Genomic DNA, 11,211 nt, shown 5'->3' with positions numbered 1-11,211 from the left:
ACATGCATCCTCCGTGTCAATCAGCGGAGTGATTGACACGGGAGTGAACAGTAACTCTTTTCCCACAATGTGCCAGTCCAACATAACACACTTCTCCGGTCATCTCTGCGTCATATTGTTTTTCCTTTATCTGTTCCAGTGCCTTTTCTGCAAGCTTTTCTAAATCGTCTTTTTCATCTTTGGTATACTTGAATTCCAAAATTAAATTTGGATATCTGTCATGTTTTGCATAAAGACAGATATCACTTCTGCCTTCTCCGGTTTCCCGATTGCTTTTGATATCATAATCCTTTCTAAGAAATGCACACATTCCAAGCGTCATCATATGGTAACTATTCTCATCTTTCAAATCATGATAAGATGGCAATTCCAAAAGAACTCTCTGATACTCTTCTGCAAAACGTTCCATATCCTTTCTTTTAAGAGCATTTAACATCTTTTCCATATGTCTCTCATCGATTTTCAGATGACATGCTGTTAATTCCTTGAACACTTTCCACACTTCCAGATTAGGAACCCGAAGTCGGTAATAGTCCTCTTCGATTTCTTTTGTAATTGTTACAATTCCGGCATTTACAAGAAGTCCCCATAGATTTGCTTCGTCCATTTTTTCATAATAAGCCATTGAAAAATCTACTATCACTTCTACTTCACCTTCTGTGACCAAGGCCTCATATTCTTTCTCAAAAGACCTTCCCTGTACTTCAAGTGCATTACGTAAAATACTGTTTTCGCTTGTATTAACCCAATAAGAATCCATCCTTCTTCTTGCCGCATAACACGATATTGACCATGGATTATATACATCTGTACTGCCAAAATGATATCCATCGTACATCTTTTTCAGCTCATCTGAAAATTCTGCTTTACAATAAGCAAGCAGCTCTTTTACTTCTTGCTCTGTAAAACCAAAACAGTCATCATAATCTTCGTCCTGCACTGTGCAGACAACTAAATTATTGAGACCCGAAAATATATTTTCCTTCGCAATTCTCTGAATCCCTGTCAGAATTGCCTTTTGAAGATAATCGTTGCCTTTCAGGGACGTTGCCAGAAAACGATTCAACATGGCTCTTACTTCATCATAATATCCTTCGGAATTTGCAGACATAAACGGAGTATCATATTCATCTAACAGCAAAAATACTTTTTCTCCATAATACGTACTCAGTGCCTGACAAAGAACAGCAATTGAACGAATTACATGATTTTCTATTTCTTTTCCGATGCTTTCCTGACATAAACTATTATAAATCATATTGAATTCTTTCACCTGGAATTCTGACAGTCTTCCATCATTAACCATCTGATAAAAGCGCTCATACTCCGCACGTACAGTATCTTTCAATGCATAACACAAAGATTCTGCATCCCCCGCTTTCACGTTAAGGAAAGACAAAAATACAACAGGATATCGATTGAGCTCCTTGTAGTGGACAGATTTTGTAATCTTTGTTCCACAAAATAAATCGGAGGAATCTTTTGTGCAGTCAAGAAATTCTGCCAACATTGACATATTAAGTGTCTTACCGAACCTTCTCGGTCTTGTAATTAATGTAATCTGATACCAGGATTCTAAAAACTGTTCAATAAACTGTGTTTTGTCCACATAATAGGCTTGTTTTTCACGCAAATCGCGAAAGTCCTGTACTCCTATTGCAAGTTTAGGTTTTTCCTCTTGTATCCCAGATACATTGTACAGAATGCTGTCTTCCTTTACCACGTCACAACTTGCAACATAAGTTGGTTTTCTTCCAAATAATTCATCTAAGGAACAGGCTAACACCTCACTTATTCGTTCCAGTACTTCAAAGTCCGGTGTCCGGTTTCCATTCTCATAATTGGTATAAGTCGATCTGGAAATCCCCAGTTTTTCTGCCATCTGCGCCTGAGTGTAGACCCGGGATTTACGCAATTTTGTCAAATACTCGTTAAATTTTGTTTTCATAGAATCACCGCTTTTTTTCTTTTAGTATACGCTTTTATGTTTCATTTTGCAACATTCTTTTTTATTTATATACAAAGAAGGACAGAAAGATTTCGTTTTGTTAACCTTTCTGTCCTTTTTAAATAGTTGCTATCTTATTTTCCTTACAGCATAGCTCCGAAATCTGTTACGATTGCCTGTCCTGTAATTGCCTTTGATTCATCGCTTGCAAAGAACAGGATTACATTTGCTACATCTTCTGCTGTACAAGATGGTGTTCTAAGATTACTGTGTGTTGACATTGCACCGATCATATCCGGGTCAAGTGCTGCCGGATTTGTTCCTGATGTCATTGGTGTAATGATATTTCCCGGGCAGATTGCATTGCAACGGATTCCTGTTGCCTGGAAACGAAGTGCTGTATGCTTTGTCACTCCTACGATTGCTGCTTTAGATGCTACATAAGCAGCTCCGCCACATCCTTTCACTCCAGCGATAGAAGCAACATTTACGATAGATGCTCCTGCCTGCATCTTCTGTGATGCAGCACGCATGCAACGCATAGTTCCTTTTTCGTTCGTCTCTACGATACGATCAAGATCTTCGTCTGAGAATCGATCGATTGGTTTCAGTCCTTCCTCAAGAATTCCTGCATTATTCACAAGAATGTCTACCTTGCCATATTTCTCGATCACGAGATCCATCAGTCGCTCCGGATCTCCCTTCTTTGAGATATCTGTTGAAACAGCGAAAACTTCTCCTCCTGCTGCCTTAATCTCTTCTGCTACTTTCTCCAGTGCAGCCTCTCTTCTCGCTGTGATAACAACAGTTGCGCCCTCTTTGGCGAACATCTTTGCTGTTGCTTCTCCAACTCCTGAGTTACCACCTGTAATAATAGCTACTTTACCTTTCAAACGATCCATTTCAAAGATCCTCCTTTGTTGTTATAGGTAAAATTATACAATTCTTCTTTCAGTATTTCAATCTATTTATCTATATTTTACATTTTGTTTTATGCTTTATATTTCATCCAAACAAATTCATAGCCTTTCAAAACTGGATCTTTCACTTCTACAATTTCACCATTCACCAGATTTCTGAAAATGCCTTCTTCCTGCATCCACGCAGTCTGTTCACTTTCGCTGAAATTAAACAGTGCAATAAATCGTTCTCCCTTATACTCTCTGAGGATTCCTAAAATACTGTCATTGTGAACATCATATGTATATACTTCTGCTTCCTGGGAAAAGACATTTTCCTGTCTTCGGATCTGTTCCAATCGGTTCAACATCTGGAACAATTGTCCCTGTACAGTAGAAAGATCTTTTCTCTTATCCGCGAGTTCCCACAGGAATGCTCCTCTGTGGAGATAACGTGAATCAGATGCTTTTTCAGCATCATCTTTATAACTATAATCATTTACCTGTCCTAACTCATCCCCGCTGTAAAGCATCGGAATTCCCGACTGTGTCAACATGTAAGCGTGGAGCATGAGATCTTCTTGAATTGCCGTCTGCATTTTTTCTGCATTTCCTTCAAATCCCGCTGCTTCAATTCCGCACATGGATGCTGTTGTTCCACAAAATCGTGCATCTTGAGTTACAGGATCATCGTTATATAACTCTCCACGGCTGATGCTGCCTGCTATCTTTCCGGTGAAATAATCATTCAGATAACGCTTATGAGAAGGCTCTTCCATTCCCCATTGTTTCATTGTATCAAAATCAAGCCCCCACCCGATATCATCGTGACAACGAAGGTAATTCAAAAATGTATATTGCTTTGGCAGACGGCTAACTATATCCATCTGTTTCTTCAAAAGCCGGATGTCTCTTGTCGCAATACTATTCCAGGTCGTCGCCATTGTTGTCACATTATAGAGCATATGACATTCCGGTTTTTCAACTGTACCAAAGTACGGCACCACCTTTTCCGGCTCCATAACCACTTCGCCAAGAAGTATCACGCTCGGACAGACAATTTCCGCAATCATACGCATCATTCTGACAATCGTATGTACTTCTTTCAGATTCCTGCAGCTTGTTCCTAACTCTTTCCAGATGTAAGGAACTGCATCGATACGGATAATATCCATTCCCTGATTCGCAAGAAAAAGAAAGTTATACATCATTTCATTAAATACTCTTGGATTACGGTAATTTAAATCCCACTGATATGGATAAAACGTCGTAAGCACATAATGCCCGATTTCCGGAAGCCATGTGAAATTTCCCGGTGCAGTTGTAGGAAATACCTGTGGAACAGTTTCTTCGTATCTCGCCGGAATTTCACCGTTATCATAGAAGAAATAACGGCTCATGTATTCTCCTTCACCTGCTCGTGCACGTTTTGCCCACTCATGTTCCTCAGAAGTATGATTCATCACGAAATCCATGCATACATTCATACCATTTTCATGACATTTTTCTGTCAATCTGGCAAGATCTTTCATTGTACCGAGATCTGGTCTTACTTTCCGAAAATCTGCCACTGCATATCCACCGTCTGATTTTCCTTTCGGAGTATCCAGAAAAGGCATAAGATGAAGACAATTTACATTACACTCTTTCAGATAAGCTAACTTTTTTTCTACACCTTTCAGATTACCGGCAAAGTTGTCAATGTACAACATCATGCCAAGCATTTCTTTTTCCTTAAACCAGTCAGGATTCTTTTCTTTCTTAATATCTCTTTTTTTCAACTCCGTGCTACGCTTCAAGTAGTAATCATGCATCTGCTCACAAAGTTCTGCATACATTGCATCATTTCCATACAACTCCATGTAAAGCCAGCGTAATTCATCCTGATGTTTTTCCATACGCTGTGCAAAGATTTTTTCTGTATTATTCACATTCCTCACCATTTTCTGTTCCATCGTCAACCGATTTATTTTACTCTTTCACAAAACAATACTGATATGCCTGATATTCGCCCGGCTCTATCGGAAGCGGCATGCCACCATACATAAGTGCAGCTCCGGTGTATCTTTTTCCACTCTTTTCTTCTCGATATACAGCTGTTTCTTCAAGCCCTTGAAGTTTTACATAATTTACTGTCATATTTCCATGAATCACCTGCATAACTATATTTAAAAGAACTTTACTTTGTTCTTTCTCATCTGTATGCACAAACTCCCATGCACAGATTTCTTCTGTTGTCGGATTTGAGAGACGATAGTACAATCCGTTCTGAATGATCGACGCATAGCTCTTATATTCTGCGATTTGCTCTCTGATCTCCTGCTTTTCTTCTTCAGAAAGTTTCATAAGATTCAGCTCATACCCAAAAGTTCCGGACATTGCAACAACACCTCTTGTATGAAGTGGGGTCTTTCTTCCTGTCTGATGATTCGGCACTGCTGACACGTGAGAACCTACTACCGATACCGGATAACCGAAAGATGTTCCATACTGGATCCGTAATCTGTCAATTGCATCCGTATTATCACTACACCAGATCTGCGGAGTGTAATACATCATACCGGCATCAAATCTTCCACCTCCACCGCTGCAGCCTTCGATCAGCAGATTCGGATATCTCTGCACAAGACGTTCCAGAAAATCATATAGTCCCAATACATAATCATGTAACACTCTTCCCTGATCTCTTGTTACAGAAGAATAAACATCCATCAGGCTTCGGTTCATATCCCATTTTACATATTCGATATTACCCTGATCCAACACCTTGCAAATCTGATCATAAATTTCATCTACAACTTCTTTTCTTGAAAAATCCAATACAAGCTGATTTCTGCTTCTGACCGGATTTCTGCCCGGAACCGTCAATGCCCAGTCTGGGTGTTTCCGATAAAGATCACTGTCTTCTGAAACCATTTCCGGCTCGATCCAGATACCAAACTTCACACCCAGATCATTAATCCTCTTAATCAGATTTCCAAGTGTGCCACCAAGTTTCTTCTCATTCACAAACCAGTCACCCAGTCCGCTGTTATCATCATCACGTTTTCCAAACCAGCCGTCATCCATAACAAGCATGTCAATATTGACTTCCTTCGCCGCTTTAGCAAGCTCATAGATTGTATCTCCGGTAAAATCGAAATAAGCTGCTTCCCAGCTATTGATCAAGATTGGACGAATTTCTTCTTTATATTTGCCTCTGCAGATATGTTGTCTGATACAATGATGCAGATTCTGAGACAAGCGATTCATTCCTTCTGAGGAATAGGATAAAATCACTTCCGGAGCCTGGAACATTTCTCCTGTTTCCAACGGATAGCGAAAAGCTTCTTCCTGAAGTCCCAGCATCATTCTTGTCTGGTTTAACTGATCTTTCAACACTTCTCCCTGGAAACATCCACTGTATACAAAGGACATTGCATAACAATTTCCTTTGTCTTCTGTCGTTTCTTTTTCTGCAAGGATCATCATCGGATTGTACTGATGACTGGAGGTTCCTCTGACACTTCCGATTTTCTGTGTTCCATGCACAACCGGAACTCTCTGAACATTTCGCTCCATCGCATGTCTACCATAAAATGTTAGAAGCTCATAATCTCCGTAAAGGAAATCCAGACTCGCTGACTCAATTTTGTTTAAATAGATTTTGCCACTGCTTTCATTTTTCACACACACACTTCTTGTAATAATATCCTGTGCGGGAAGCACTCCATAAAGAAGCACCACCTTAACTCCCGTCACCGGATCTTCCATTAAGATTTCCAGTGTCTGCGCTTCCTCCTCACTTGCATAAACTGCCGGAAGTCCTTCCAGATTATATTTTCCATCAAAGATTTTATGACTCTTGTAACGAAGGTCGCAGCTCATACTTCCATCTGCATTTTCTACTGCAAATGCTGTACTTCTGAAATCCCCGTTCCCGTAACAAGGAAATTCCTGTGGAAGTGTATCCATTGAATACGTACGATCTTCTCCTGCATCATATGGATTTCCCGAAAATCCCCTGTCATAATATGTCAGAAGATAGTCCATACATCCATCGGTTTTCTTCCCGTAATATAGATGTAACAAAAATCCATAGCGATCCACCTGCATCTGATATGTTGTATTTTTTGTCTGTAAAGTAAATGTTCTGTCTTTCTCGCAATATATAATTCCCATATCTAAATACTCCTGTTTTCCATTTTAGCGAAGCAAGATCTGCATTACTGTCTGTTCTCGCTTCGCTATCTTTTACTTTTTATTATTTCACTGCTCCATTAACAACTCCGTTGAGGATATGCTTCTGACAGATCAGATAGAAGATCAGAATCGGAAGCAATGCCAACAGATAGGAGGCAAATGCCAGATTATAATTTGTTCCAAACTGTGTCTGGAAGTTTAACTGTGCCAGTGGAAGTGTATTCCCGCTTCCTGAACCGGACATGATCACAAGCGGTGTCATAACATCGTTCCATGTACCAAGTGCTGTCAGAACTGCAACTGTCGCATGCATTGGTTTCATGATTGGGAAAACAATCTTCCAATATGTTTTCCATGTACTCGCACCATCCACACAGGCTGCTTCTTCCAATGCAATCGGGATATTTGTCAAATATCCGGAATAAAGCAATACATTCATAGGCATATAAAATACAACGTACAGAATAATAACTCCTGCTCTGTTTGCCAGTCCCATCTGCGCCGTCTGTTTTACAACAGGCATCATCAGAATTGCAAATGGCACAAACATTCCGCTGACAACATAGAAATAAATGAATTTGTAAAATTTACTCTTCTTATTTCTTCCGATTGCATACCCCAACAGTGAATGAATCAGAATTGAAAGGACAACTGTTACAAGTGTAATAAATACACTGTTTCCGAGAGAATGCCAGAAATCTGTCACTCTCATTGCCTCAGCAAAATTGTCAAGGCTCAAATGACTTGGCAAGGAAAGGATTCCGCTGATACTATTCGTCATCTCAGAAGGCTTCTTCAGTGCAATTACAATTGTCATATACAGTGGAAAAGCAACCGTAATCAGACCAAGTAAAAGTAAAATCGTTACAGGCCAGTTTACTCGTTCTTTTATTTTCATTTTTTCCATTACAGCTGTTCCTCCTTTTTCCCTGTGATTGTCATCTGTAATACAGAAATTACAACAATAACGATAAAGAATATCACTGCGTTTGCACTCTGGAATCCAAACTGACCGCCACTCATACCATTGTTATAAATCAGATAAGAAATGGATTCTGTACTCTGTGCCGGACCTCCTTTGGTCAACGCCATGATCTGATCAAATACCATCAGGAAGTTTTTTACACAGAGTACCATATTTATGCTAAAGAATGGAATAATGAGAGGGAATGTCAGATGTCTGAACTTATTCCATCCTGTTGCACCGTCAATCGCTCCTGCTTCGTAAACATCCTCCGGAACTGTCTGCAGTCCTGAAATATAAATAATTGTATTCATCGCAATCGACTGCCATGCACACACGATTACAACTGCGATCCATGCCAGTTTTGTACTAGACAGCATACTGGAAGAAAGGGGCTTGCTTCCAAGCATTTCTCCGAAAGCCGGAAGAATGTATGTAAAAAAGTAATTGAAAATGTATCCTACAACCAACGCTCCGAGAACATTTGGAATAAAGTAGGCACCACGAAACGCACTCTTGAATTTAATCTTACTATTCAGTCCAAGTGCAAGGATCAAACTGATTACATTTGTCACAATCGTAGCTACAATTGCAAGTTTAAATGTAAACAGATAAGAACCTCCGACTCTGCTGTCTGTAAAAAGATCCTGATAATTTCTAAGTCCTACCCAGTCAAAGCTTCCATAACCTTTGAAATTCGTAAAACTGTAAATCACACCTTTGATCAGTGGCAATGTATTAAAACAGAAAAACAGTGCCACGATCGGAATTGTTATCAGAAGAAAGGTCATTTTTCTTCCACTCATTGATTTCTTTCCCATGCTTGAATTCCCCTTCCTTAATCTTCGTCCGCATGCTCTTTCTCGTAATCTTCCACTTTGCGGATGATATCACGGTTATATCTCTTCCAGTCTGTATCAAACTTTGTTAAGAATGCATCCACATCCCCTTTCATAAGAAATGTCTGGATCTGTGCATCTACTGACATCTCTGAAGGATAGTAATGATCCTGGTAATCTGCCATTCTTCCTTCTTCTATGAAAGATTTCACTCCATCAAGTGTTGAAGCAAGTTCAAAATCTCCTTCCTTACAAGGAACCGCTTTCTGTTCATCCAGATAACTCTGTACATTTTCATCTTTCAAAAGGAAATTAAGCACTTCATACGCTGCCTCTTTGTTCTCGCAATCTTTCATAACACTGAACTGAAGATCCACACCAGAGTTCAGCTTGTTCTCTGATGCATCATTATTAGCCGGCATTACAAAAGAATCGATATCCATATCTGGATTTACTGTCTGAATCTGTGGGATTGCATAACTTCCGATCGTGTACATTGCAGATTCTCCGTTTGCAAATGCTGTACAAGCTCCATTGTAATCATAAGCGAAAGGATCTTTCGGTCCATATGCAAGCAGTGCCTTTGTCTTTTCTGCTACTTCTCTATATTCATTTGAAAATGTTGTCTCTCCTTTGTTCACCTGGCTGCAGACATCTGCCGGTGCAAGATCAACGGCGATCGCATTCCACGGTGCAAGACAAGTCCATGTATCTTTAAATCCAAAATACAATGGCTGGATTCCTTCACTCTGGATCTGTTCACAGAGGGCTATAAATTCATCCCAGGTTTCCGGAATTTCCCAGCCATATTCCTCAAACATTGCTCTGTTGTACAGAACTCCTGCTGCATTTGCCACATATGGAACGGCATACACGCCATCCTCCGGTACAAATTCAAGCGCTTTGTCTATATCCAGGTAAGCCTGTTTAATAGAGTCCAGGCCTTCATAATCTGAAATATCCATAAGCATATCAGAATCTATAAAGTTAGAGAAATTGACATCTCCACCGATTCCGATAATATCTGGAGCGTCTTCTCTGATAAAACGTGTTTTAAGTACTGTCATTGCATCATTTGGAGATTCGATCGTCAAATGAATATCATCATGAGTTGCATTGAATTCTTCTTCAATCTTTTCAAATGTTTTCACTGCCTCAGGTTTATACTGTACAAGCTCGATTTCTATCTTTCCGCTATTTTCACTCTTCTGTCCGCAACCTCCGAGTACCATTGCCGAAGTCATACAAAGCATCAATCCCATGCAAATGATTCGATTGCTTTTTTTATACATTTCCTTACTCCTTCCTTTACCATACACCTTTCATTTTGACACATTCCGGAATATTTCTGTCCTTTTATTCAGGTTATCTATTTGATAATCAAATTCTAACATATCTTTATGCCACTATAAATATCAGAGTTTTTTTAGTTTTATAGCAAAATGCAATTTTTTCATTCATATATTGAAGTCATCTAGCATTTTGATATATAATGCTATCAGAGGTGATTTATATGAGCGACTTACTTTTTTCTGTATTTCCAAATGAAAATTTTGTTGATCTAGGATTATATCAATATGGATGGGAACAATGTGCACCGGCTCACTCGTTCGGTCCTGCAGCAAGAAATCATTACATTTTCCATTATGTAATTTCCGGAACAGGAACATTACTTGCAGATGATGAAAACGGAAACACCATCACTTGGCAGGTAAAAAGTGGACAAGGCTTCATGCTTTTTCCGGGACAGGTCAATACTTATATTGCTGATTCTAAGCTTCCGTGGGAATATACGTGGGTAGAATTCGACGGTCTTCGGGCCCGCGAGATTGTCACAACCGCAGGTCTGAGCCTGAATCACCCCGTTTATCATGCAAGTTCAAAGGAACTTCGCAACCAGATGATGGAAGAAATGCTTTATCTGAGCCGTCATCCCGAAGAATCTCCGTTTCATCTAATTGGACATCTCTATTTATTTTTAGATTATTTCATGCGTTCTGCTGCGACAGTTCATGTGAAGCAAAACGGAAGTATCCGGGATTTTTATATTAAAGAAGCTCTTTCGTACATTGAACAGAATTTTCAGAATGATATTTCTGTAGAAGATATTTCCGCATTCTGCGGATTGAATCGAAGTTATTTCGGAAAGATTTTTCACGATACGATTGGACGTTCTCCACAGGAATTCCTGATCAGTTATCGTATGACTAAGGCTGCAGAGCTTTTGAAGATCACTTCACTGTCAATTGCAGATATTGGGAATGCCGTAGGGTATCCGAATCAGTTGCATTTTTCACGTGCATTCAAAAATGTCTATGGGATGTCACCAAGAAATTGGAGAACTGAAAATAAAATAGAACTATGAGAAACACGCTCTGC

8 protein-coding genes are annotated in these 11,211 nt (G+C 39.5%); 1 reads left to right on the top strand and 7 read right to left on the bottom strand.

Annotated elements, in window-relative coordinates; translation table 11 throughout:
* Positions 1 to 16 precede the first annotated feature (16 nt).
* From LI162_RS07270 to LI162_RS07240, 7 genes are all read right to left on the bottom strand, one after another.
* On the bottom strand, positions 17 to 1,948 hold the full coding sequence (locus LI162_RS07270) for an AAA family ATPase (protein ID WP_055161766.1): 1,932 nt from the start codon (positions 1,946 to 1,948) through the stop codon (positions 17 to 19).
* Positions 1,949 to 2,091: 143 nt separating this feature from the next.
* Entirely contained in the window at positions 2,092 to 2,850 is a 759-nt protein-coding gene (locus LI162_RS07265) for an SDR family NAD(P)-dependent oxidoreductase (protein ID WP_020436695.1), read from the bottom strand.
* Positions 2,851 to 2,939: 89 nt separating this feature from the next.
* Entirely contained in the window at positions 2,940 to 4,802 is a 1,863-nt protein-coding gene (locus LI162_RS07260; RefSeq protein WP_227156166.1) for an amylosucrase, read from the bottom strand.
* Between the two features lie 16 nt (positions 4,803 to 4,818).
* Positions 4,819 to 7,008: an alpha-galactosidase gene (locus tag LI162_RS07255; protein WP_227156164.1), complete on the bottom strand. Its 2,190-nt coding sequence runs from the start codon at positions 7,006 to 7,008 to the stop codon at positions 4,819 to 4,821.
* 82 nt (positions 7,009 to 7,090) lie between these two features.
* Positions 7,091 to 7,936 (bottom strand): carbohydrate ABC transporter permease, encoded by an 846-nt coding sequence (locus LI162_RS07250; RefSeq protein WP_172790456.1) that lies wholly within the window; start codon positions 7,934 to 7,936, stop codon positions 7,091 to 7,093.
* Positions 7,936 to 8,814, bottom strand: a complete 879-nt coding sequence (locus LI162_RS07245) for a carbohydrate ABC transporter permease (protein WP_015529571.1) — start codon at positions 8,812 to 8,814, stop codon at positions 7,936 to 7,938. Before LI162_RS07245 ends, LI162_RS07250 begins: the two co-directional genes overlap by 1 nt.
* A 17-nt stretch (positions 8,815 to 8,831) precedes the next feature.
* Complete coding sequence (locus LI162_RS07240) at positions 8,832 to 10,124, bottom strand: ABC transporter substrate-binding protein (RefSeq protein ID WP_015529570.1); 1,293 nt, start codon at positions 10,122 to 10,124, stop codon at positions 8,832 to 8,834.
* 221 nt (positions 10,125 to 10,345) lie between these two features.
* On the opposite strand from LI162_RS07240, the gene LI162_RS07235 reads away from it, so the two are divergent.
* Positions 10,346 to 11,197, top strand: a complete 852-nt coding sequence (locus tag LI162_RS07235) for an AraC family transcriptional regulator (protein WP_055171984.1) — start codon at positions 10,346 to 10,348, stop codon at positions 11,195 to 11,197.
* The last annotated feature ends 14 nt before the right edge of the window (positions 11,198 to 11,211 follow it).

This window comes from Mediterraneibacter sp. 210702-DFI.3.120 (assembly GCF_020561005.1).
GTDB classification, from domain to species: domain Bacteria; phylum Bacillota; class Clostridia; order Lachnospirales; family Lachnospiraceae; genus Mediterraneibacter; species Mediterraneibacter faecis.
The sequence above is the reverse complement of the archived record's forward strand: the minus strand, read 5'-3'. Positions and strand labels throughout refer to the sequence as shown.